19 protein-coding genes are annotated in these 25,026 nt (G+C 46.3%); 14 read left to right on the forward strand and 5 right to left on the reverse strand.

Annotation, left to right across the window (positions count from 1 at the left end; all coding sequences use genetic code 11):
* Positions 1 to 138 precede the first annotated feature (138 nt).
* Positions 139 to 1,995 (reverse strand): alkaline phosphatase, encoded by a 1,857-nt coding sequence (locus MHB49_RS16440; RefSeq protein WP_405156910.1) that lies wholly within the window; start codon positions 1,993 to 1,995, stop codon positions 139 to 141.
* A gap of 378 nt (positions 1,996 to 2,373) precedes the next feature.
* Between MHB49_RS16440 and MHB49_RS16445 the strand changes: the two genes are divergently transcribed.
* From MHB49_RS16445 to MHB49_RS16480, 8 genes are all read left to right on the forward strand, one after another.
* Positions 2,374 to 3,690 carry a hemolysin family protein gene (locus MHB49_RS16445; RefSeq protein WP_348773271.1) on the forward strand — a complete coding sequence of 439 codons (1,317 nt, stop codon included), beginning with the start codon at positions 2,374 to 2,376 and terminating at the stop codon, positions 3,688 to 3,690.
* 159 nt (positions 3,691 to 3,849) lie between these two features.
* Entirely contained in the window at positions 3,850 to 4,758 is a 909-nt protein-coding gene (locus tag MHB49_RS16450; protein WP_405156911.1) for an ArsR/SmtB family transcription factor, read from the forward strand.
* 322 nt (positions 4,759 to 5,080) lie between these two features.
* Positions 5,081 to 6,805, forward strand: a complete 1,725-nt coding sequence (locus tag MHB49_RS16455) for an ABC transporter substrate-binding protein (protein WP_405156912.1) — start codon at positions 5,081 to 5,083, stop codon at positions 6,803 to 6,805.
* Positions 6,806 to 6,907: 102 nt separating this feature from the next.
* Entirely contained in the window at positions 6,908 to 7,864 is a 957-nt protein-coding gene (locus tag MHB49_RS16460) for an ABC transporter permease (protein ID WP_405156913.1), read from the forward strand.
* A gap of 13 nt (positions 7,865 to 7,877) precedes the next feature.
* On the forward strand, positions 7,878 to 8,819 hold the full coding sequence (gene opp4C / locus MHB49_RS16465) for an oligopeptide ABC transporter permease (protein ID WP_405156914.1): 942 nt from the start codon (positions 7,878 to 7,880) through the stop codon (positions 8,817 to 8,819).
* A 9-nt stretch (positions 8,820 to 8,828) separates the two neighbouring features.
* Positions 8,829 to 9,812 (forward strand): ABC transporter ATP-binding protein, encoded by a 984-nt coding sequence (locus tag MHB49_RS16470; protein ID WP_247902900.1) that lies wholly within the window; start codon positions 8,829 to 8,831, stop codon positions 9,810 to 9,812.
* Positions 9,805 to 10,770 (forward strand): ABC transporter ATP-binding protein, encoded by a 966-nt coding sequence (locus MHB49_RS16475; RefSeq protein WP_405156915.1) that lies wholly within the window; start codon positions 9,805 to 9,807, stop codon positions 10,768 to 10,770. The genes MHB49_RS16470 and MHB49_RS16475 overlap by 8 nt, the downstream gene beginning before the upstream one ends.
* A 224-nt stretch (positions 10,771 to 10,994) precedes the next feature.
* Entirely contained in the window at positions 10,995 to 11,486 is a 492-nt protein-coding gene (locus tag MHB49_RS16480) for a hypothetical protein (RefSeq protein WP_405156916.1), read from the forward strand.
* A gap of 4 nt (positions 11,487 to 11,490) precedes the next feature.
* Here MHB49_RS16480 and MHB49_RS16485 read toward each other — a convergent pair whose 3' ends face one another.
* The 4 genes from MHB49_RS16485 to MHB49_RS16500 all read right to left on the reverse strand — a co-directional run bounded on the left by MHB49_RS16485 (position 11,491) and on the right by MHB49_RS16500 (position 15,792).
* Positions 11,491 to 12,459, reverse strand: a complete 969-nt coding sequence (locus tag MHB49_RS16485) for a hypothetical protein (RefSeq protein ID WP_405156917.1) — start codon at positions 12,457 to 12,459, stop codon at positions 11,491 to 11,493.
* Positions 12,437 to 13,027 (reverse strand): RNA polymerase sigma factor, encoded by a 591-nt coding sequence (locus MHB49_RS16490; RefSeq protein ID WP_024632024.1) that lies wholly within the window; start codon positions 13,025 to 13,027, stop codon positions 12,437 to 12,439. Before MHB49_RS16490 ends, MHB49_RS16485 begins: the two co-directional genes overlap by 23 nt.
* A gap of 214 nt (positions 13,028 to 13,241) precedes the next feature.
* Positions 13,242 to 14,474, reverse strand: coding sequence for an aminopeptidase (locus MHB49_RS16495; protein ID WP_405156918.1), 1,233 nt, complete (start codon positions 14,472 to 14,474; stop codon positions 13,242 to 13,244).
* A gap of 85 nt (positions 14,475 to 14,559) precedes the next feature.
* Positions 14,560 to 15,792, reverse strand: a complete 1,233-nt coding sequence (locus tag MHB49_RS16500) for an aminopeptidase (RefSeq protein ID WP_405156919.1) — start codon at positions 15,790 to 15,792, stop codon at positions 14,560 to 14,562.
* A 210-nt stretch (positions 15,793 to 16,002) separates the two neighbouring features.
* On the opposite strand from MHB49_RS16500, the gene MHB49_RS16505 reads away from it, so the two are divergent.
* The 6 genes from MHB49_RS16505 (at position 16,003) to MHB49_RS16530 (ending at position 24,896) form a co-directional block, all read left to right on the forward strand.
* Positions 16,003 to 16,272, forward strand: coding sequence for a hypothetical protein (locus MHB49_RS16505; protein WP_348773272.1), 270 nt, complete (start codon positions 16,003 to 16,005; stop codon positions 16,270 to 16,272).
* Positions 16,273 to 16,455: 183 nt separating this feature from the next.
* Positions 16,456 to 17,268, forward strand: a complete 813-nt coding sequence (locus tag MHB49_RS16510; protein ID WP_405156920.1) for an MBL fold metallo-hydrolase — start codon at positions 16,456 to 16,458, stop codon at positions 17,266 to 17,268.
* A gap of 209 nt (positions 17,269 to 17,477) precedes the next feature.
* Positions 17,478 to 18,488, forward strand: a complete 1,011-nt coding sequence (locus tag MHB49_RS16515; protein WP_405156921.1) for an aldose 1-epimerase — start codon at positions 17,478 to 17,480, stop codon at positions 18,486 to 18,488.
* Positions 18,489 to 18,711: 223 nt separating this feature from the next.
* Positions 18,712 to 20,100, forward strand: coding sequence for a class II fumarate hydratase (gene fumC / locus MHB49_RS16520; RefSeq protein ID WP_405156922.1), 1,389 nt, complete (start codon positions 18,712 to 18,714; stop codon positions 20,098 to 20,100).
* A 179-nt stretch (positions 20,101 to 20,279) separates the two neighbouring features.
* Complete coding sequence (locus MHB49_RS16525; protein WP_405156923.1) at positions 20,280 to 23,024, forward strand: CHASE3 domain-containing protein; 2,745 nt, start codon at positions 20,280 to 20,282, stop codon at positions 23,022 to 23,024.
* A gap of 261 nt (positions 23,025 to 23,285) precedes the next feature.
* Complete coding sequence (locus MHB49_RS16530; RefSeq protein ID WP_247902911.1) at positions 23,286 to 24,896, forward strand: PucR family transcriptional regulator; 1,611 nt, start codon at positions 23,286 to 23,288, stop codon at positions 24,894 to 24,896.
* The last annotated feature ends 130 nt before the right edge of the window (positions 24,897 to 25,026 follow it).

A 25,026-nucleotide genomic window follows, 5' to 3' on the forward strand; every position in this document is an offset into this window, starting at 1 on the left:
AGCACTAGAAGCAGTGGAGCGGTAATTCGTAAGCTAACGTGCCAGCTAATCCGCATCATCCATAAAATCGTGAGAAAAGAGTATCCCGCCATGCCTGAGCATGAGCTAGGATACTCTTTTGCTAGTTCAACTGTTATTTTATTTGGACGCATCCAACTTCAATGCAGTTACCATTTTGCGGAACACATCCGTATTATCGAGATAGCCGGAGAACAGACGGGACCCAGGTCCCGAAGCGTTGATTGGCACATCGTCGAATGTGTGGACTTCCTGGCCTTCATCATGAGGCAGGTTACCCGTATAGTGTACTCCGTCCGGATCTTTGTCCGGGTTAGCGATATACCATGTTTTGTCCTTCACATTAGGGTCCTGAATGGTAGGGCTGATTGGTACCGGATTAGCGAGATAGTCCTCATTGTTATCTGGCATATTGCCCCAGCCAACAGCAATCTTCCATTCGGAATCCGGATTGTCCGGGAAGCCATCTCCGTTTGCATCCACGTACGTCGGGAACTTGGAATCAGCATATGTGCCGATCAACTCACGGAGTTCGTCGCCCGATTTACCTTTGGCGGCTTCCGTGTTATACGTTCCGTTGAGGGTAAGGGAATGACCGTGGTCGGATGTGACGATGACGAGCGTATCCGGGTGTTCCTTCGCGTAGGCCTTAACTTGACCCACCGTTTGATCAAATTCAATGGCATCCCATACGGAGCGTTCAAAATCCATCGTGTGAGCCTGTTTATCAATCGATGCGCCTTCGACCATCAGGAAAAATCCGTTTTTATTCTGTTCCAGTACCTGAAGAGCTGTGTCGGTCATTTCCATCAATGTCGGCTGATCGGTGTCTTTGCCCACAATCTCTGCGTTGTTAGGCTGAGTATATTCCCGATCATAATACACGTTCATGTTGCCTTTGCGGAATAAACCAAGCAAAGATTTGGTAGAGGCAGACTTGTCCAGGTTCGTTGCATCTGTAACGTAGGTATATCCTTCTTTTTTGAACTCCTCCACAATATTGCGTCCATCTTTGCGTTTTCCGCCGTCAGCTGCTGGAAGGAACCACTCCAGACCACCGCCCAGAATAACATCCGGTCGATTCGCTTCATTCAGATACATGCTGGCGATCGCTTCTTGCTCCCCGCGCTTACGTGTATGTACGGCCATCGCTGCAGGTGTTGCATCCGTCACATCCGCAGTCGTTACAAGGCCGGTAGCCATGCCACGTGTGCGTTTGACCAGCTCAACGATGTTTTCCACCTTCGGATCGTCAAAAGGGTCTGGTGTATTGTCGGGGTAGACTCCCTCGGCATTAACGGCCGTTTTGTGACCGGTTGCATAAGCGGAAGCACTATTGGCCGAATCAGTGACGACGGAATCCATGCCTGACGTGGTGACCATGCCCATGGCATCCATTTGTTCCATCTCCAGCCAGCCATTGAATTTACCTTCGTTAATACCTTTGGATACAACGCGAGCAGCAGTGCGAATGTTCGCACTCATGCCATCGCCGATCATCAGCACGACATTTTTGGCCTGCTCACCGTTTGTTAGCGTGGCTGTGCCTTTGGAAGGATCGAACACTTGGTATACGACTCGTGAATATGTACGCTTGCCTGTTGCAGTCGTTTCCGCAGTTACCACAATGGAATCGCTCTCTTTGAAGGCAACATCCCTGATGGTGTATTCTGTGCTCAGATCATTACTGCTTGTCCAGGTTCCGGATTTGCCGAAGTATTTGTCCGGTGACAAGCCATTAACCTGGATTTTAATGTCTTTCGATTGCAGCTTGGCACCGTTCAGCTCAACCCGGAAATCCAGCTTTTGGCCTGCCAGAATCTGAGCGCGGTCAATAGGTAAAATGGTAAATGCGGCGGGGGCCGTCTGTTGCTGGGCAGATACGGGTTCAGCATTGACCTGCCAAGGCACGGCTGTAATCGCAACAGCTGCGCTGAGTAGTAAAGCATTCCATTTCATAGCATGATGGCTTTTCATGAACATACCTCCGAGATCAATTTGTTGTTCTATTTGGAAGTATATAGATGAATGATTAACGGAGCGTAAGAGAAAAGTTAAACCGTAAGCCCGAAGATGCATATATTTGTTAGTAAAACGTAAAAAAAACGGTGCATTCGGTACATTTGTTAACGAAATAGCCCGTATGCATCATTTCGTTGTCATAGGACACGGATTGACTGTGTAGTGTAGAATTATATAATAAAAGAAGCATATCCTTGTTATTCGACAGAAGAAGGTGGAGGTGAACGCATTGGGAAGTTGAAACTGCATATGAGCGGCAGAATGGCAAATATCCTACATTTTCGAAGGAGGTGGACCTATTTGCCGAAGAATGACGGCGAATAGGAAGATAATTTGAGTGACCCCTTACCGAGTATATTAAATTTATTTTTAATTGCTTTGCTTGTATTGATGAATGGTTTCTTTGTCTCGGCAGAATTCGCGATGGTCAAAGTTCGTGGCAGCCGGATTGAAGCTTTAGTGGAAACTGGTAATAAAAATGCGATTTATGCTTCCAATATTGTACGCAACCTGGATGCTTATCTGTCTGCGTGCCAATTGGGCATAACGCTTGCTTCACTTGGACTCGGTTGGCTGGGAGAGCCAGCGATTGCTCACCTGTTAGAGCCCATGTTTACTGCATTTGGAATGGGTCCGGTATATGTACACGGGATTTCCATTGCGATTGCTTTTGTTATTATTACGATTTTGCATATTGTACTCGGGGAACTTGCTCCCAAGACGATGGCCATCCGCAAATCAGAGACGATCACGTTATGGTCTGCGGCGCTGCTTACGTTCTTTTATAAATTAATGTATCCCTTTATATGGGCATTGAATGGCATGGCGAACAGTCTGCTGAGAGTGTTTCGCATGGCACCGGCCTCGGAGCATGACTCGGCGCATAGTGAAGACGAAATACGTATTCTGATGAAAGAAAGCAATAAGAGCGGTTTAATTGATAATACTGAATTGGCGCTTGTTGATAATATATTTGATTTTACGGCAACAACCGCCCGTGAGATTATGATTCCGCGGACGGAAATGATCTGCCTGAATGCCAATCAGTCCATGCTGGAAAATCTGGAAATTGCCAGTGAGAGCATGCGTACCCGTTATCCGGTTTATAACGGTGACAAAGACCATATTATCGGTTTTATTCACATTAAAGACCTGATGCGATCTCAGCTTACAGATACCATCTCGGTGATTCGACCGATTCTTGCAGTACCCGATTCCACTCCGATCAGCGACCTGCTCAAGCGGATGCAGCGTAGCAAGACACAGATTGCCATCCTGATAGATGAGTACGGAGGAACCTCCGGCCTTGTAACGCTTGAAGACATCATGGAAGAGATCGTGGGCGAGATTCAGGATGAATTTGACCAGGAGCGTCCGGCGATTGAGAAAGTGGATGAGATGGAATACTCCATTGACGGCCTCATGCTGATTGAAGAGGTTAGTGAGCGCTTTGGGCTGGATATGGACCGGGCGGATTATGATACGATTGGCGGCTGGTTATACTCCAGAGTAGATACCATCCCACCCGAAGTAGGGCAGTCGGTAGAGTATGATGGATATGTCTTTGTAATTCAAGAGACCGAACATAAGCGGATTTCGCGTGTGAATGTGATTAAGCTGGATCTGATGGTTGAAGGCGAAGGCGCCTAATCCAAAGCATTATTTTTGGAGATAGGAGATTCCAGTCTATAGAGAGGCCGTACGGTGGATTTTTCCACTGTGCGGCTTTTTGTTTACCCTATAATCGTAGCATGCACGGCTGCAAACAGGGTATAATGGAACGACTTTGCAAGATAGGAGAGATTAAGATTGAGCTATCGCATTGAGGTTGGGTTTACACCTGTATTTGAATTCATGGCCAGCTTGCATACATATATCTGCCGGAAATCGCATAAAAAGATTGATTTATCCATAGCCTGGGCGCAAGAAACAGAAGGGCAGCTAACACCTGAGCTTGCTGCGGTTTTGCAACATATGAACGTGGATGATGATTGGAAATGGATGTATCTGCTTGTCTGTTTGCGAGTGGAGGCGAAGGAGCCGGAGGATTTTATTGAATGGTTCAGCCAACGAACAGTGCCTGAGCTCCATGATATTTTTAGCCAGTACAGTTTTCCATATTCTAATGATATCGCTGCCTTCCAGACCAAGATGATCTATGTCTTAACAGGGTGGAATGAGCAATATTTTCGAATGCTTGACCCTGCAATCTTACAACATCTGCGCCAGGAGGTTTTGAACCGCAAGGAACAGTTAAGTCAAGCTCCCCAGGAAGTAGTACTGGATGATGCGACCAACGGGTTGATGTTCCGGGATGTAAAAGGATTGGAGAGACTGCTGCTTGTGCCCCAATTTCATTTTCAGCCGCTAAATGTCATCCTGCATTTTGGGGATACTCTGCTGTGCCATTATTCCTCCAGATTGTATATCGGAGACCACGAATATATTCCGACCCATCATTTGCGTGTGATTCGCAGCCTGGGAGAGAAGAACCGACTGAAAATCATGCGTTTTCTGCATCAGGGACCGCGTTCGTTCATAGAAATTGTTCGTCACTTGAAGCTCTCCAAAGGGATTACGCATGATCATCTGTCCAAGCTTCGTGGAGCAGGGTTGGTCTATGCACATTTTGAAGGAGAGAGCCTGGTTGAATATTCTCTTCGTCTCCATGCATTGGAACAAATTGTACCGAATGTCATGAATTATTTGGAGCAATAACGTTTATCAAAATGTGGTTTTTAGAAAAAAAGTATTCCTTCTATACAGCCGTATGTTTGTTGTGGATGAACTGAAATTTATTCAGGAAATCCGCGCAAAACGTACGGCTATTTTATCGCTTTAAAGTGGATATTAATGGGTTTAATATAAATATTTTTTTGTGGTTCTCTATTTACAGAACCAAATGCGGTTCTTATAATAGGGCTTATCGAACTTATACCTTACTAATTTCATAGGAATTATATATATTTTGAAATATTTCGGGAATTAGGAACGGCTGAGCGAGAAAAATATGGATTATTTATGAATGGGGGAGGATTTTATGAAAGTGAAAGGTTTATCCGTGGCATCGTTAATGATCAGCAGCGCAATTATGTTATCTGCATGCTCTGGGGGTGGGGGAGCAGAGACCACTACTGCTGGAAGCGGAACAACAAATTCGGGCACTCAAGCGACTCCGGTCTCAGCAGCACTGGATGCACCATATCAGGCAACGGACCTGAATCAATTACCTGAGACGGCAAAAAAACGAACGGATACGGTGATTGTGGGACTTACGGATCCCAGCGGGGCTTTCACACCATACTTCCATCAAAGTGGATATGATGGCAACGTGGCTTCATTGCTATTTGCTTCACTTGTAACCGTAGATGAGAAAGGTTTACCTGTTCCTGAACTCGCTGAAAGCTGGGATGTGTCCGACGATCAGCGTACATACACGTTTCATCTAAGAAAAGATTCCAAGTTCAGTGACGGCTCCACGCTCACCGCAGATGATGTTGCTTTTACTTGGACCATTCTGCATGACAAGTCTTATGACGGGGGATATGATATTTTCTCGACCAAGGTGAAAGGTGGCAAAGCGTATACCGAAGGAAAGGCAGATCATATTGAGGGTATTAAGGTCATTGATCCGTTAACGATCTCGGTCACCCTGGAACAGCCAAACGCGACTGCTTTGCTAACATTGGGCTCTGAAGTGTTGTCCAAAGCTTATTACGGCAAAGACTATCAATTCGGAAAGCTCGAATACATTAAAAATCTTCATGCAACACCTGTAGGCAATGGCCCTTACAAACTTGAAAAGTTCATTCCGGGTCAGGAAGTTCGATTCGTTGCCAACGAGTTCTACTACAAGGGCAAACCAAAAACCGAGCATTTCATCTATAAAACATCGGAAGGAGATACCTGGCAGTTTATTGAGACCGGAGAGATCGACTTCACTTCGTTTACGGCTACCCAGGAGAATATTGATAAGCTGAAAAATATCCCATACCTCAATCTTCTGCCTTATACACCAAGTACATACGGATATTTACAGCTCAATCTGGAACATGAACAGCTACAAGAAAAAGAAGTACGTCAAGCCATCACCTATGGCCTGGATCGTCAGTCCATCTATGTGGACGCCAACCAAGGGGCAGGGGCTATTGCCAACATCCCGACTTCACCTATTTCCTGGTCTTATACGGAGGATGGTATTAATCCATATGCCTATGATCCGGACAAGGCCAATCAATTGCTGGACGATGCAGGCTGGGTGCCTGGAGCGGATGGTATCCGTGAAAAGAATGGGAAAAAGCTGTCCCTTCATTTCCTTGGAACGAAAAGTCCGGCCACGGACATCTTCATTGCTGTAGCCAAAGAAAACTTCGAAGCGATTGGTGTGCAGTTCCAACCTGAAGTGTTTGCCGATTTCAACTCATTAGTCTCTAAAGTGGAGGGCGGCGATTACGATGTAGCTTCCTTCTCGACACCGATGCTAACGGATCCTTCAGACGGGGTGCAGCAATTTGTGGACGGTGAGCTGAAAGGATACGACAATCCCAAAGTGAAAGAGCTTTACAACAAAGGTCTGGCTACGACAGACATTGAGGAACGCAAGGCCGTATACAAAGAGCTGTACCAGCTGCTCAACGATGAGCTGCCTGTTATCTTCACCAGTTACAAAAAAACAGTCTATGCCTATAACGGTCGGATCGATGGGCTCTCTGTCAGTCCATACCGCGGGATTGCAACCAGCTTGCCGGAATGGTCTCTGAAATAAGCGGTGGTATGAATCAGGAAACATCAATACCGAAATAAACAAAACGTCCCTTGTGTTTGCGATTGTCGCAGATGCAGGGGACGCATTGATAAGGAGCCTGACATGAGCACTTACATTGTGAAACGGATGACATACATGGTTCTTATTTTGCTGGCCGCATCCGTCCTGATATTCAGCCTGTATGCACTTACCCCTGGCGACTACATCTCCAGCAACATCAAGCTGAGTCCCGAGCGTAAGGCCGAGCTGCGTGAATTGTATGGACTGGACAAGCCAGTTATCGAACGCTATCTCATTTGGATGAAAAATGCTGTACATGGGGACTTCGGATATTCATTGGCACAACAAAAGCCAGTGCTCGCGCTGTTTAACGAATATATTTGGAATTCATTCCTGTTAGCTGCGGTGACGACGTTCCTGACCTGGTTCATCGCGGTTATTATCGGTGTGATTGCTGCCTATAAGCAGTACTCGTGGTTCGATACTTTTGTGATGATAGGCATATTTGCAGCCATGTCCGTGCCATCTTTCTTTATCGGATTGTTTTTGATTAAACTGCTGGCGGTTGACTTAAAGTGGTTGCCTCCAGGCGGAATGATGACCACAGGAAGCAATGCTACCGGTCTGGCCTATATCAAAGAGGTGATTCAGCACATGACCTTGCCTGTAATTGTGATGACTCTGCTTGGGGTAGGCTCACTTACCCGTTACTTCCGCAGCAACATGATTGATGTGATTAAGCAGGATTATATTCGAACAGCACGAGCCAAAGGTTTAAAAGAAAGCAAGGTGTTATACACCCATGCCTTGCGCAATGCTCTGCTGCCTGCAATTACACTGATTGGATTCGAGCTGCCGTCCTTATTCGGCGGATCACTGATTATTGAGAAAATATTCAGCTGGCCCGGTATCGGTCAGTTATATATGCAGTCCTTTTCGCTGCGGGATTATCCGCTCCTGATGGGCTTTACGATGTTTATCGCCATCCTGACCGTCATTGGAACGCTTCTGTCTGATGTGCTCTATCACGTCGCAGATCCGCGTGTCCGTTTGCAATAAGGGGGTTATGAAAATGACAATCTCTTCACCGTCTGTAACGAGAAATGCCGCAGAATCTGCCTTACCTTTAACGGTTCCTGCCAAATCCTCTTTATGGAAATTGTCGCTCCGAAGACTGCTCAAAAACAAACTTGCCGTTGGCGGATTCGTAGTGGTTTTGTTGATGTTTGTGGCTTGTTTTATTGGCCCGCTGTTCTCACCTTATACCGATAACAAGATCAATATGGCAGCAATGAAACAAGGTCCAGGCATCCATCATTGGCTTGGTACGGATGCGCTCGGCAGGGATGTGCTTACCCGCGTGCTGATGGCTGGGCGTATCTCGCTCACCGTTGGTCTGGCCTCCATGGTTCTATCCGTTTTTATCGGCTCCTTGCTTGGAGCCATCGCCGGATATTATCGCGGCATCGTTGATCAAGTCATTATGCGGATTGCCGATTTGCTGCTTACGATTCCGGGACTGCCGCTGCTGTTCATTTTCGGTGCTTTGTTATCGGATTGGAAAGTTCCGCCAGATTCCAGAATGTATATCGTCATGCTGATGCTCAGCTTTGTTAACTGGCCCGGTATGGCCCGAATGGTGCGGGGACAGATGTTAAGTTTGCGTGAGCGTGAATTCATGCAGGCTGCTGTAGTTCTGGGCTTGCGTGACCGTCGCAAACTGTTTCACCATCTTCTGCCCAATATTGTCCCGCTTCTCATCGTCATGGCTACTCTGAATATCGGAGGGTCCATTCTCAGCGAGTCGGTACTCAGCTTTTTTGGACTGGGTGTCATGCCGCCAACACCTACATGGGGCAATATGATCGATGCGGCCAACAACATGATTGATTTTCAACAGCATCCGTGGTTATGGATTCCGCCAGGGTTGTCCATTTTCGTGACCGTTATTGCGATTAATATTTTTGGTGATGGTCTTCGAGACGTATTAGATCCCAAACAGAAGAGAAGGTGAGCACGACTCATGCAAAATATGATTGAAATTGAGCAACTTGAAACTCATTTTTACTCCGAAGAGGGCCAAGTTAAAGCTGTGGACGGCGTAAGTCTGAATGTACGGGAAGGGGAAACAGTGTGCATCGTTGGTGAATCGGGCTGCGGCAAAAGTGTAACCGCGATGTCGATCATGGGACTGATCGAAGAACCAGCTGGCAAGGTGGTAGGCGGTGCGATTCGTTTTGGTGGACGGGATCTGCTCCGTGAAAGTAAATCTTCACTGCGTGCCATCCGGGGAAACGACATCTCCATGATCTTCCAGGAACCGATGTCATCGCTGAATCCCGTGCTGAAAATCGGTGAGCAATTGATGGAGCCACTGATTGTGCACTTGAAAATGAGCAAAAAGCAGGCTCGCGCCAGAGCAGTTGAGCTGATTGCCGAAGTTGGCATTTCACGCCCCGAACAGATTGCAAACAGCTATCCGCATGAGCTGAGTGGAGGGATGCTGCAGCGCATTATGATCGCTATTGCCATCTCATGTAACCCGAAACTGTTAATCGCAGATGAACCAACGACCGCACTGGATGTGACTATTCAGGCGCAGATACTGGATATGTTGCAACACATCAAGTCCCAGTCAGGAACCTCCATTCTGATGATTACGCATGACCTTGGCGTTGTAGCTGAAATGGCGGATTATGTTGTTGTGATGTATGCAGGCAAAGTGGTGGAAGAGGGGGAAGTCGTGCAATTATTTGAATCTCCCAAACATCCATATACACAGGGCTTGCTTCGCTCCAAACCAATAATCAATCAGAGGCAGGACGAATTGTATTCTATACCCGGACATGTACCTGATCCACTATCCTTAAAAGATTCATGCCATTTTGCTGATCGTTGCGAGCACTGTATGTCGATATGCACCACACAAATGCCGACGCTGAAGCAGCTTGGACCCGAACAGAAGGCTGCATGCTGGCTGTATGAGGAGGCATTGAGCCATGTCTGAACCATTATTGGAAATCGAACATCTCAAAACCTATTTTCCCGTGCGCAAAGGTCTGTTGAATCGTACAGTAGCCCATGTTAAGGCAGTCGATGATATAAGCATCACAATCCATGAAGGCGAGACGTTTGGATTAGTGGGTGAATCCGGAAGTGGCAAGAGCACCGTTGGAAGAACCATCGTTCGCTTAACGGAGAAAACGGAGGGACAGATCCGTTTTCAAGGTATAGACTTGCATCATTTGTCCATGCAGGAAGTACGGAAGATCCGTCCGCAGATTCAACTTATTTTCCAGGACCCTTACAGCTCATTGAATCCGCGCATACGCATTGGTGATGCAATCGGAGAGGCTGTACTGGATCATGGGCTGGCGCCTGCAAGCGAGGTGCGTGATCTCGTCGAGGAGGTACTCGGAGCCTGCGGATTGTCATCCTATCATATTGATCGCTTTCCCCATGAGTTCTCTGGTGGACAGCGACAGCGGATTGGAATTGCCCGAGCTTTGATCTTGAATCCAAAACTGATTATCGCAGATGAACCGGTATCTGCACTGGACGTATCCATTCAGGCCCAGATTATCAACCTGTTCAGACGGCTTCAACAAGAGCGAGGCCTTGCATACTTGTTTATTTCACATGATCTTAGTGTAGTAGAGCATCTGTGTGATCGCATTGGTGTAATGTATTTGGGTTCCATGGTCGAGACGGCCTCCAGAGATGAGTTGTTCGGCAATCCACTGCATCCGTATACGAAAGCGCTGCTATCAGCTGTACCTGTGCCGATTCCCAAATTGAAACGGGAACGAATTGTGCTTAAAGGGGATATCCCCAGTCCGGTGAATCCGCCAACCGGCTGCAAGTTCCATACACGTTGTCCATGGGCAGAAGATATATGCAAGCAGCAAATCCCGGCGTATCGGAACGTGGGGGCGGAACATTTTGTAGCCTGTCATTTGGTCTGAGGCATGTGAGAGTAATTTCATATCAACGTTACTTTATGGATACGGAATGGAATTATTTAGGTTTCATCCATTCGGTATATATTCACCGGAAGATGCATAAAGAACAAAAAGACGCTCCCGACAGGTAAGTCGGAGCGTCTTTTATTTTTTTTGAAACCTTCAAACCACTACATCCGTTTAATATTTACACAAAAACAAAATTTGGAAGCGAAAGGTGGATACATATGCGAAAAATGAGAATAACGTCCATGCTGAAAGTCATGATTGTTGCAGCACTATCGGCACCCATGATACTTGCCATACCAACCGCCGGGGTAGCTGCCGCCAGTCCGAGTATCAAACCGCACGCGCTTACTCCGCCACCACCTCCTTTGGAACCAAGTGTTAATACATTGTCTTCCCCAAAATATATTTATGAGGCAGTGGGGACGGTTACACCTGGAGGTGGGCTGACTGCGATTGTAAATACAACGACAACGACCTTCTCGGAAATGAAATCACTGCAAGTTGATTATCGACTAGAACGCTGGACGGGTTCGGCCTGGATACTCTATCAATCCGGTACCAAGAAGAAAACGCAAACGCAATCTCTCAATGCCCAATCGAGCTGGACGGTTATAACCGGTTATTATTATCGTGTCGTCAGTCTTCATAAGGCAGATGATGGAGTCAAACCTGAGACAACCACTCATATTTCTAGCAACGTATTATTTTGATTGATTAACGGGTACTGCCCGGAAATTTCTGCTCCTGCAGGTCATTGGCAATGGCAATCATCTCTTCTTCCGAGACGGTTCCAAATAAGCTCATGCTTACAGAACCCATCATCCATTGAAAGGTATTATAGGGGGGGCCGAGGTACATAAATGCATCGCTGCCATCAGCCAATTTGACGATACTTGTTTCGCGAAGCATGGGCCCCTCAATGACCTGACCAGGTGAAACATAGGCATAATCAAACTGAATGACTTCTTCTTCACCATTTTTGCCTTCGCCACTATAACGAACCCTCATTCGTTGAGATTCATAATAATCTTCCGGATTGACAGGGTTGAGGGTATCCAGCATAAGTTCATATTTAATCTTTGTAAACCGCTTCGGTATGGCTTTTGACAGCAAAAAGTCACCCTTAAATCCCGAGCGCGCAATATCCTTTGTTACAACAATAGGTTCAAGCAAGTGTGACTCCTCATAGAAGGGGAGTTTAATCTCTCCTTCTTCGTCGAGTGGTTCATCTCCACTGGAAAAAGTGGGAGCCTCATTGATTCCTCGTTCAGGAGGTGGAGGTGTCTTGGCTGTCGACGGATCAGCGCCTAGTTTGGTGGTGCGATCCTCGATCACAATGGATTTCATGCCGTTACCCCAGTCCTTAATTGATTGAACAAAGGGAGAAACAGCTTGTGTCCCGGAAGGAAGACTGAAGATGACGGCGCCGATGGTCACGGATGCAGCCACAATGACTGATAAACGTATGGTGCGCATTCTTTTCTTGCGTACGCCAAGCTGGTCAATTTCCTTTTGAACTCGGAGCCAGGATTGACGCATGGGTTCGGTGTTGGAGGCAGGGGTGGCAGATACAGCCTGATGGAAGGCTTCGTCAAAAGCCATATCAAATGCGGCATCGAAAAAATCGTCTTCCAGCTCTGAATCGAATGAATCAATATGCTTATCGGACTTGCCTTTGCTCAATACTTCCACCCCATTCCTTATGTAATTTCTTCTTGATACTTCCGCGGGCTCTGAACAAACGTTGCTTCACAATTTCTTCGGATGTATCAAGCAGATCAGCCATTTCCCGGTAGGAAAGACCTTCTTTCCAGCGCAGCTCCACGAGTACACGGTATTCCGGCTTAAGCTGTTCCAGATAGAACTCGATGGACTCCTGCATCATTTGCGTCTCCACCGTGCTCTCCACGGAGGCTGCCGTCTGATTAATTGTCTCCATATCTATAAAAACACTATCCGTATCCAATTGGTTACGGTTATTTTTATTTTTTCTCAGATAATTAATGGCGGTATTCCGTGTGACAACCTTCAGCCATGCTTTCAGTTTGACTTCGTTGTCGAAGATAGGTTTGTTCTTGATGATTTTGATAAAAGCTTCCTGGATAATATCTTCTGCTGCAGCACGTTCCTTGATGATGTAAACGATGAGACCATGAACCATATTATAGTATTCGTAGTACACTTCTTCTTGAAGCTGGGGGCCCAAATTATGGAAATCTGAGGCTAAGAGTAATTGGAGCCGATTGGCCATGATGTTCTCCTTTCTGGTGAACAATCCACAAACATTGGTATCATTTCATTTTACAACATTATATGGAAGCGATACAATGGGGGGTTAGTCCGACTGAAGCAGAAAAAGTATAGCCAAATATAGAAAGAAGCCACCTCACTAACCACTCGGTCATGGTCAGAAGGGCAGCCTCTATGTGATATTTAATAATCGTAGAATAACAGACACAAATGGCTTAGAAAGCCCAGTCGCCGTTCAGGAAGATGGCTTCACGCTCGCCATTCGCAGTCACGCCATAAATGTTTGTTTCAGGCGATCCCATCATGAAGTCCACGTGAGTAATGCTGGAGTTCATGCCGCGAGCTGCAAGCTCTTCGGTTGACATGGTTTTGCCACCATCAATATTGAAGGCATAAGAACTGCCGATCGCGAGGTGACATGAAGCATTCTCATCATATAGCGTTGTGTAATAGAGAATACCGCTTTCCGAGATGGGAGAATGGAAGGGCACCAAAGCAACCTCACCGAGATAATGCGAGCCTTCATCCATATTGATGAGTCTTTCTAGTGTATCCTGACCTTCTTCAGCATGGAAATCAATGATGCGTCCCTTCTCAAATGTAAGGGAGAAACGATCAATGATACTTCCGCCGTAACTGAGCGGTTTGGTGCTGGACACTTTGCCGTTCACCCCATATTTGGCTGGCGCTGTGAACACTTCCTCTGTCGGAATGTTGGCGACAAAACGAGTGCCTTGTTCGTTGACACTGCCAGCCTGCGCCCAAATGTGACCTTCAGGAAGCTCAACGGTAAGGTCGGTTCCCGATGAGACAAAATGCAGAGCTTTATATTTTTTGCTGTTCAGGGCAACTGCTTTTTGCTCCAAACGCTCAATATGCTGTTCCCAAGCCGCAACAGGATCATCCAGATCGGCTCTCACAGCAGCAAAAATGGCTTCCCAGAGCTGATTCATCTGCTCGGCAGGGGGAAGGTCGGGAAATACTTTAGCTGCCCAATCCGGCGAAGGGCAGGCTACTCCTGTCCAGCTCATTTTGTCGGCCTGTTGATACTGCCGGTATTTGGACATCGCCTGACCGTATGTACGCTGGTGGGTGGAAATGCGTTCTGGATCGATACCTTTCAGCAGGTCCGGGCTGGATGACAATACCGTCAAGAACGCAGCATCATTCGATGCCAGCTCCTCAAGTTCGGCAGCATGCCATTTCGGTGGGTCCTGGAAAGAATCCTCTGGCGCCATTTCGAACCGCAGTCGATTGACCGTTTCGTCCGAGTATTTGACGATGACTTTTTTTGCTCCGGCTTCGTAGCCTTTGCGCACCAGCAATCGCACGAATTCAGCTGTATCAATCATCGCGCTGATAACGAAGATTTGCCCGGGCTGAACGTTGGCTCCTACTTTTACGGCCAGTTCAGCGTATCGATCCAGTTTTTGTTCAAAACTCAACATATCAAGTTCCTCCATATCACATGAATTGCCCACATACGCAGGGAAAGAGAGAGGATAGATCCTCTCTCTCTTTTAATCATTTAAATTAGAAAGCCCAGTTGCCTTGCAGGAAGATTGGCTCTTCGCTACCTTCGGAAGTGACACCATGAATATTCATTTCTCCCGATCCAATCATGAAATCCACATGCGTGAGACTGGAGTTCATGCCATGCTTGATCAATTCTTCCTTGGACATCGTTTTGCCACCTTCCAGACAGAAGGCATAGGCATTACCGATAGCTAGATGGTTGGATGCATTTTCATCAAAAAGGGTATTGTAGAACAAAATATTTGTATCGGAAATTGGTGATTGATGTGGAACGAGAGCTACCTCGCCTAGATAATGCGCGCCTTCATCCATCTCAATCAGGCTTTTCAATGAATCAAGTCCTTGTTCAGCAGTATAATCGACAATTCGGCCATTCTCGAAAGTCAGGGAGAAACCGTCGATCAGGTTGCCGCCATAACTTAGTGGTTTGGTGCTGCGAACAGTGCCGTTCACTCCGGTTTTGAGGGGAGCTGTGAATACTTCCTCTGTAGGCATATTGGCAACAAAGACATGTCCTTGCTCATTGATGCTGCCACCAGATACCCACAGATGGCCTTCAGGAAGCTCTATAGTCAGGTCTGTGCCAGGGGCAGTATAGTGAAGCTTTTTGTATTTTTTTTCGTTAAGCAGATCAGCGCGGGAGTCGAGATTCAGCAAATGCGTTTTCCATTCAGCGACAGCATCCTGCTCACCAATGCGAACGGTTTTGAAGATGACATCCCACAATTTATCAATTTGCTGCTCTGCCGGAAGATCAGGGAATACTTTGGCTGCCCATTCTGGTGAAGGAACTGCCACAATGGACCAGCTGAATTTGTCAGCCATTTGATATGAACGATATTTTTCCATCGCTTTACCGCGAACTTTCTGACTTGTCACGATCCGCTCCTGAGGAACACCTGCAAGCAGGTCCGGATTTTCTGCAATGACATGCAGGATTGCGGCACCTTCTTCTACGAGTTCAGTCATTTCCCCTGCAAACCATTTGGGTTCAATGGAGAAGGATTCTTCTGGTGCTAGATCATAGTGAAGACGTGTAATAACCTCATCGCTCCAGTTCACTTTGACCAGTTTGGCACCTGTGCCGTAAGCGGCTTTGACAATCAGGCGTACAAAATGCGCTGCCGAGATTGGTGCGTTCACGACGAGAGTCTGCCCAGGGTGGACATTAACACCGACTTTGACAGCCAGTTCGGCATATTGTTGTAAATTCGTTTCAAAATGGTTCATGCTATTTTTTCCTCCTGTTTGGTATAATGTCGTAGCTGTTTGTTATTATAGTCCTCATTACAGGTATGTAAGGAGTCAGTTTGGTTCCCTTTTTGAACAAGGTATACGTTGCTACGATATATATTGTACAATTAACCAATAATAATTACCAAACTAGGTTTACCATTAATTGTGGAGACCTGCAACAGATGAGAGATTAAAGGAGAGAATATGGTGACTATTGAGATTATTCGTGCGGAGATGCGTCGTGAAGATGAAAAGAATTATGTAGGAAATACGGTTTTTCGTGCAGAAGGCGCAAAGTCCGTTTATGAAATTACATTCATGAGCAAGAACGGCAAGGATTGGGATTATAGCCTGCACTTTACCGAGCAATCCGGTGATGAAGAAGAGCTGTTGCGTATGGACGAGCTTTTGGAAAACGATGACGATATGTACAATCAGCTGCTTGATGCTGCACTGGATGCTTATCCTGCGTAATGACTTCGATAAGTTCTTGTTCTATTATGGAATGTAGCTGACTATACTAGACGGTGTATGCCTGAAACAGGGTGTCCACCGTCTATTTTATTCGCAATAAGAATAGTTACTCCAGAAAAGGGAAGTCTATGACAGATGAATGGAACCAGAGAGACAATTCGCCTGAATGGGAGGTAACCGTGAATGGCATCTGACAATCTGATTACAGCAGGAATGACGGGACTCGAAGAAGTCGCGCACGATATCCTCAGTCTGCGTACACTGTTTGTTAATGTTGTGTTCATCGGGGAGCCTGGAAGCAGGAACTGGGTGCTTGTGGACACGGGTATGGCGAGTTTCACTGATCAGATCCTTCATATTGCAGCTGAACGGTTTCCTGGTCCGCCATCTGCGATTATTTTGACTCATGGTCATTTTGATCACGTGGGGACTGTCATTGAGCTGGAACAATTCTGGGGTGTTCCGGTGTATGCACATCCGCTGGAGCTGCCCTTTTTAACAGGTTTAAAAGATTATCCCCCTGCCGACCCTTCCGTAGGTGGCGGGTTAATGGCAAGGTTGTCATTCGCTTATCCCAATGAGGCCATTAATCTGGATGATCGGATATTCAGTCTGCCTGACGATCATTCTATTCCAGGTGTTTGCGGATGGAAATGGCTGCATACACCTGGTCACACACCGGGCCATGTGTCGCTATTTCGTGAAGAAGATCGTATCCTGATTGCAGGAGACGCAATCGTCACCGTGAAACAGGAATCCCTCTGGAGTGTGCTGCTTCAGGACAAACAGTTGAACGGTCCACCTGCATATTTCACGACGGATTGGCAGGAGGCCCATCGATCGGTTCAACATATTCGAAGACTGGAGCCCGCAGTTGCTGTTACCGGGCACGGACATTCCTTAACGGGAAAAATGCTGAGAGATTCGCTGGAGCGACTGGATGTTGATTTCGAACAGTCCGCCGTTCCGGATCATGGAAAATATGTGGATAAATAGAGCCGATGCCCTGCATGGGCTCATAGAAATCCCGCATGGTTCAATTTCAGCAGCAAAAATGGATGGAGACAGCCACGGAGCTTCGTAGCTGTCTTTTTTTGTCGTTACATCATGAATTTGTTCTCTATCATAGATTGGTATTTTGTGCGCGGTCATGATATAGTCGAGCCGTATAATATAACCTTAGTATGCAGGAGGTACATATAACGATGACACAGCAAAATGCAGCTTTTGAAGAACAATTTGGAGGGATCCCAGCGGTCTGGCTTCGTTTTAATCAATTTGAAGCGGCTGTCATTCCGAGCGTAGGTGCCAACCTTGTCGCTTTCCGTGATACAGAGCAGGGCTTCCGTTATTTGCGTGAGCCGGATCAGGAACATATGGATGAGTTTACGGCTGCACCTGCAGTATATGGTATTCCGATTCTTTCCCCGCCAAATCGTTATGAGGACGGTCGCTTTCCCTGGAACGGTGAAGTCTACCAATTACCTGTGAACGAACCGGCTACAGGCAATCATTTGCATGGATTCCTGCATGAAGCCGAATGGAAGGTTGATGGCTACGGATCTGACGAGCTGGAGAGTTATGTCGTGCTCAGTCAGGAAGTGAAGGAAGGACACGTATTCTACAAATACCTGCCCTTCACATTCACAGTGACGCTTCGTTATTCACTGAGTAGTCTTGGACTGCAGCAGCAATTGAATGCCCGCAATAACGGGAAGGAACGCATGCCGAATTTGTTCGCATTCCATACAGCCATCAGTGTACCTTTTGCACCGGAAAGCAAAGCATCCGATTACACGGCCAAGATAACGATTGGTCAGCGTCGTGAGTTGAACGAACGTTCTTTGCCTACGGGACAATTTCAACCGCTTACACCAGAGGAAGAGCAATTAAAAGCCGAAGGCGTTAGTCCGTTTTTTGCAGCCATGGATAATCATTACACAGCTGAACCGCAGAATGGGCGCAATTATATGGAGCTTACAGATCATCGTACTGGAGACAAGCTTGTATATGATGTAGGGACGTCGTATAAGCACTGGATGATTTGGAATAACAACATGGCTGGAGGCTTCTTCTGTCCTGAGCCACAGATGAACTTGGTTAACGCACCGAACGTACAAGGCATTCCTGCTGAAGAAATCGGTCTGATTGGTCTTGAGCCGGGTGAATTATTCGAGCAAACCAGTCGTCTTTATCCGATCAAATCGCAAAAATAAATATTCAGACATTTTGCGATACGCTTACAATTTTGTCGAAAAGGTGAAAAGCTGTCTGGCAATCATGTATAATATGACAAGATACACAAGCCTTTGCCCATAAGAGCATTTTGCATTAATTCCTAGGATAACTTTGGATTCAACAGATGCAAGATGCCGTGAAGAAAAGAATGTATACGTATTTTTAGAGACCCAAATCATCTTTTTGGAGGAGGAAAATCAAGTGGAATACCGCATTGAGAGAGATACGTTAGGTGAAATGAAAGTACCAGCCGACAGGCTGTGGGGAGCTCAAACGCAGCGCAGCAAGGAAAATTTTCCAATTGGTCGCGAGCATATGCCGATGGAAGTTGTGCGTGCACTTGCCATTTTGAAAAAAAGCGCTGCTGCCAGTAACCATAAATTAGGTAAGTTGTCTGCTGCCAAATCGGATGCTATTGCTTATGCCGCTGATGAAATTATTGCAGGCCGGATTGATGATCATTTCCCGCTCGTGGTATGGCAAACGGGCAGCGGAACACAGTCCAACATGAATGTAAACGAAGTCATTGCCAACCTGGGCAACCAATTGCTTGAACAAAAGGGCAAGGAAGAACGTCTGCACCCAAATGATGATGTGAACATGTCCCAAAGCTCCAACGACACATTCCCAACAGCTCTGCATGTTGCAGGTGTGCTTGCTGTTGAAGATCAGCTCTTGCCGGCAATCGCGGTTCTGAAAGCCACTTTTGCGGACAAATCGGAAAAGTTCAAGGATATCATCAAAATTGGACGTACCCATCTTCAGGATGCAACGCCGATTACACTCGGTCAGGAGATCAGCGGCTGGGAAGCGATGCTTGAGAAGAGTGAACGCATGATTCGAGATAGTGTTCAATATATGAAAGAACTTGCCATTGGTGGTACAGCGGTGGGAACCGGAATTAATGCACATCCTGACTTTGGTGATTTTACAGCCAAGGAAATTGGCAAACATACGGGCAAGGATTTTGTATCCGCACCTAACAAATTTCACGCGCTGACAAGTCATGATGAAGTGGTCTATGCTCACGGTGCAGTTAAAGCGCTTGCAGCTGACTTGATGAAAATTGCCAATGATGTTCGCTGGCTGGCTAGTGGCCCACGCAGTGGTCTGGGAGAGATTCGTATTCCGGAGAACGAACCGGGCAGTTCCATTATGCCGGGTAAAGTGAATCCAACCCAGAGTGAGGCCATGACCATGGTGGTTACGCAAGTAATGGGCAATGATGCGGCAATCGGCTTCGCGGCAAGTCAGGGTAACTTTGAGTTGAATGTGTTCAAACCGGTTATTATCTATAACTTCCTTCAGTCTGTTCAGCTCCTAGCTGACTCCATCGTTGCGTTTAACGATAAATGTGCGGTGGGCATTGAGCCTAACCTCGGTCAGATTGAACACAATCTGAATAACTCGCTTATGCTGGTGACTGCGCTTAATCCGCATATCGGTTATGAAAATGCAGCCAAAATTGCCAAGCTTGCACACAAGGAAGGATTGTCGCTGAAAGAAGCAACGTTGCAGACAGGACTGCTTACGGAAGAGCAATTCGATCAGTACGTTGATCCGGCAAAAATGATTGCTCCAAAAGCATAATCTGTCATTACCATGCAAACTTCTTTGCAATAAAAAACGACCTGCATTCGCAGGTCGTTTTTTATTAGCTCATGAGGCTCGTGAACTAATGCTTGTCAGTCTATACGTATACATATAAACTACATATGCGACTGTTTTTTAATCGATCGGAATTGTTTATTTCATTGGAGGTTTCTGCGTTGTCGAAAAAGAGAAGATTCACGATACGCTCCAAAATCGTATTGGGCTATCTAGTGGTTGTGCTGTTATTTGGTGCCGTTTTGCTGGTGCTGTCTGCCCAGATAGATGCGTCGCAGAAGGAAATCGATTTTATCAGCCATCACGACCTGGAAGTACATAACCTGACCAATGCAATTGAGAAAAATGTTCTGAATATGGAAACAGGACAACGGGGATTCATGTTAACCGGTGAAGAAAGTTATTTGGAGCCATACACCCAAGCACTGACTCAATGGAACTCCAATTATGCCGAACTGTATGAGTTGGTCAGTGATAACCCATCCCAGCAGAGAACGCTGGAGAACATTAAAACACATATTAACCGTTGGATTGATGTTGCTGGGGCAGCTTCAGTAACCCTAAAAAGACAGGGGAATCAGGAGAAAGTCATTGAATTTTTCCGTTCCGACCCGGGGAAAAGCGAAATCGATCTGTTAAGATCCCAGTTCGAGACCTTCCGCTCCACAGAGTTGGCGCTCACGGAGAACCGGGTTACTGAACTCGCAGCGCGAAGCTCCACATTATTGACCATAATGTATACCTTATGGGCTGTCGTTGCGGGACTATCTGTTGCTGCGGCGCTTGTTATTTCGGGCAATATCGTCAAGACTCTTCGTGAAGTCAAACATACCATCAGTGACATATCTCAAGGCGGCAATCTCACACAGCGTATTATTGTCCGTACACATGATGAGGTCGGTGATTTAGGCAAAGAGACGAACTTATTGCTGGACACGGTACAGGAACAGAACCGACTTAAGGATCGGGTTGCCAGTATAGCTACGCTCCTGCAGAACCCTACAAGTTTGGAGGGACTGTCACGGTTGTTCCTAAACCAAGTCGCGATTTTGCTGGAAGCTCCATATGGTGTCTTATATGCGATGAAAGAGAATCGTCTCATTCGTGTAGCCGCGTATGCAGCGGATGGAGAGAAAGCGCGTGCCCTCGGTAAAGTATCCATTGCGCCGGGTGAGGGTTTAGTGGGTCAAAGTGCGATTGAGAAGCAAGTTTTGCAAATGAATGACTTGCCTCAAAATTATATTCGCATCTCATCGGGTCTTGGTGACGCGTCGGCTGCATCACTCACGGTAGCCCCGGTGGTGTTTGAAGGTAAAACAATCGCTGTAATCGAACTGGCTTCCATGAAGCCCATCGAACCAAAGGGGACAAGGCTGCTCACAGAACTGATTGAAATTTTTGGGGTCTCGCTTCATTCCACCGTAACACGCATGGAATTACAGCATTTGTATGATGAGTCCCAGATACTGAATGAAGAATTGCAGACACAATCCGAAAAATTGCAGGCACAGACCGAAGAGATGGCCTCGCAGACGGAAGAGTTGCACATGCAGACCGAAGAGCTGTACATGTTGAATGAGCGTCTGGAATTGCAGAAAAATGCGGCGGAGACCTCGGCCAGTGAACTTGCGGAAGTTGCGGATCAGTTACGGACAAGTTCTGGTTACAAGTCTGAGTTTCTTGCGAATATGTCTCATGAATTGCGTACTCCTCTGAACAGTATGTTGATTCTTTCTGAGATTTTGGCCGAGAACAAGCATCGGCACTTAAGCAGCGAGGAACAGAAATATGCTTCGGTGATCCATGCATCAGGCAAGGACCTGTTGAATCTGATTAATGACATTCTTGATCTTTCCAAAGTGGAAGCAGGGGAAATGGACGTAGATTTGGATGATGTCTATCTCGGAACTCTCCCAGAAGCTATGAATCAATATTTCCTGAAAACGGCTGAACAAAAAGGTATTGACTTCCGGATCCAACTTCAAAGCCCTCTGCCCGAAACGATTGTTTCTGATGAGATGCGATTACACCAGATTTTGCGGAATTTGTTATCCAATGCATTCAAGTTTACCGATAAAGGTGAAGTAGCCTTAACCATCTCCAGAGTGAGTCTGTCCAATCCTCAAGAAAAAGGGACAGAGACGGAAGTGATCGCTTTTTCGGTTAGCGACACTGGGATTGGCATTGCCGATAACAAACTGTTACAGATCTTTGATGCGTTCAAACAGGCAGATGGAGCCACGGCTCGAAAATATGGCGGAACCGGACTGGGACTGGCGATCTCTCAATCTCTTGCCAATCTGTTGGGAGGCTCAATCTCTGCAACCAGTCGCGAAGGACAAGGGAGTGTCTTCACCCTATTCCTCCCGCTTAGAAGCAAAGAGCCTGAGGTTATACAGAACTCCAGATTGTTCTTGCACGAGGCTGCTGTGACTGCTCCTGAAACAAACAATAATTCAGAGGAAACTTCAACAACCGTCGAGATGTTACTCACTCCACTTGAAGAATCGTTATTGAACGGACGCCAAGTCTTTGTTGTGGATGATGATATTCGCAACGTATACGCCTTGGCTAACGCCTTGGAGCAGTACGGCATGAATGTAATCACAGCACAGAACGGATATGAATGTCTGGAGATGCTGGAACGTGGGGAAGCGAAGCCGGATATTATCATGATGGACATCATGATGCCAGAGCTGGATGGTTATGAAACCACTCGCCAGATCCGTGAAAGATTGAATCTCAAACAGCTCCCCATTATTGCTCTGACTGCGAAAGCCATGAAGGAAGATCGTGAGAAATGTATTGCGGCAGGAGCCTCGGATTATATTAGTAAACCACTGAATATGAAAGAGGTACTGTCCCGTATGAAATTGTGGTTGAGTCATGAAACATTGGGAATCTGATCTTATATTTCGTGAATAAATAATCAAATAATCTTGAATCCAAAATAAAACCTATACCGGTTGCGCAACAGTGCTGCAATTGTGTCATGGGTTTTATTTTTTTTATCATGTAAGCTATTCAAATGAATATGATGTTATAATACTTAACAAGAGTAAAGGTTGTTTTCAAAAAAATGAACCGGAAATGAATGTAGATCCTCTAATCGCTTTCACTTCAACGAGAAAAACTCAAATATGTTATATATATGGGAGGTAATGTCCATGCAACTTACGGTTAAAGAAGCTTTACAGGTATACCCGTTGTCTGAGGCCAGACTGGTTGCAGGTGGGGAAGGGACATCGCGGATGATGAAATCCGTTAACGTCATGGACGCTCCAGATATAGCCGATTGGATCAAGTCGGGAGAATTGCTGTTCACAACCGCGTTTATTATGAAAGACAATGAGACAGATGCACTGCGGCTGATGCGCCGTCTGAACGAACGCGGCTGTGCCGGGCTCGGAATTAAATTGGGCCGATTCTGGCAGTCCATTCCACAAGGGATTATTGAAGAAGCGAATCGGTTGCGGCTGCCATTGCTTGAACTGCCGTTTCAGTTCACATTTTCCGACCAGATGAATGCGTTGTTTAAGGCTGAACATGAACGTAGTAATAGGTTATTGCACGAAGTGGTGCAGAAACAGAAAAAACTGATGCAGTTTGCCCTGCAACAACAACAGCAGCATCGGAATGTATTTGCCGAACTTGCCACGGTATTGAATTACCCGCTTGCGGTTGTTGGCGCACGTGGACACCTATTATATGGCAGCGAAGGCGTTGCCGGAGAATTGGCAATACAGGGTTGGCCCTGGAAATCCGTCATGCATCGCGTAAAATGGAATCAGGGAAGCTGCCACAGGGTACCCATCAAGCAGAATGATGAAGAATACGGATTTTTGCTCGTCTTTACAGTTTCAGCACTGTCACTTAAAGCAGAGGAAGAATTATTTCAGCAGGCTGCGGATGTCCTAGCATTCTATATGGATATGACCTATCGGGAACACATCAACCCTACTGTTCAGGATGAGATGCGTACCCTGTTAACCGAATATATGGATAATAAAATGACGATAGATGAACTCATCAGGTTCAGTGATAATAAAGGAATCCATCTGTTCCAGGGGACCTATCAATGTGTGCTAATCACATTGGAACCGTCTGTTTTTGCAGAAGGGAAGCTGCTGAAACAGATCCACCGTGAGCTGCAGTATAATCCGCTTATGCAATTCACAGCCTCACATCATTTCCAGATTGAAGATAGTATATTGTCTATCTATACCTGTCCCACAGGACGGGATTACGGTGAGGAATTGTCGGCATTCCTGCTGAATCGGTTCGGCGATGTTCTTGCAGCTCAGGAGGCCAAGGGAGAATCTGCACCGAGGTTCTGGATCAGCAAAATGAAACATGAGCCGAAATCGCTGCGCGAAGCCTATCAGGAATGTATGGATACCCGCCAACTGGCTCGACGATTTGGAATGAAGGATAGGGCCCTCCAATTCGAAATGCTGGAATTTGCCTATGTATTCCAACATGTTCCGGATAACATCATGGAGAATTACTGTAACAAAGTACTTGAACCTTTACTGGCCAGGGATGGCGATCCGAATCAGATATTGATGAATACGTTGGAATCTTTTATCGAGAATGATGGACTTATTAACGAAGCTGCGAAGCAGTTGTTTGTGCATCGGAACACCGTAACTTATCGAATGGAGAAAGTCGGAAGCTTGCTGCAAATGGACTTCAAAAAGACCAATGATTTGCTGAAATTAAAGCTGGTGTTCACCTTCCGTAAGTTCGTACGGGACAAAACAGCAGCAAAACAATGAAATAGGCATGGTCAGATGAAACCGTATTTCCCATGAGGAAATGCGGTTTTTTTTGGTTTTCGCTTCATTTAATTATTTCAATGCCGTGCACTGCTAACAAATCACATAACTGATGTTATGTTATATTACA

The organism is Paenibacillus sp. FSL K6-0108 (assembly GCF_045040695.1).
In the GTDB taxonomy this organism is placed as follows: domain Bacteria; phylum Bacillota; class Bacilli; order Paenibacillales; family Paenibacillaceae; genus Paenibacillus; species Paenibacillus pabuli_B.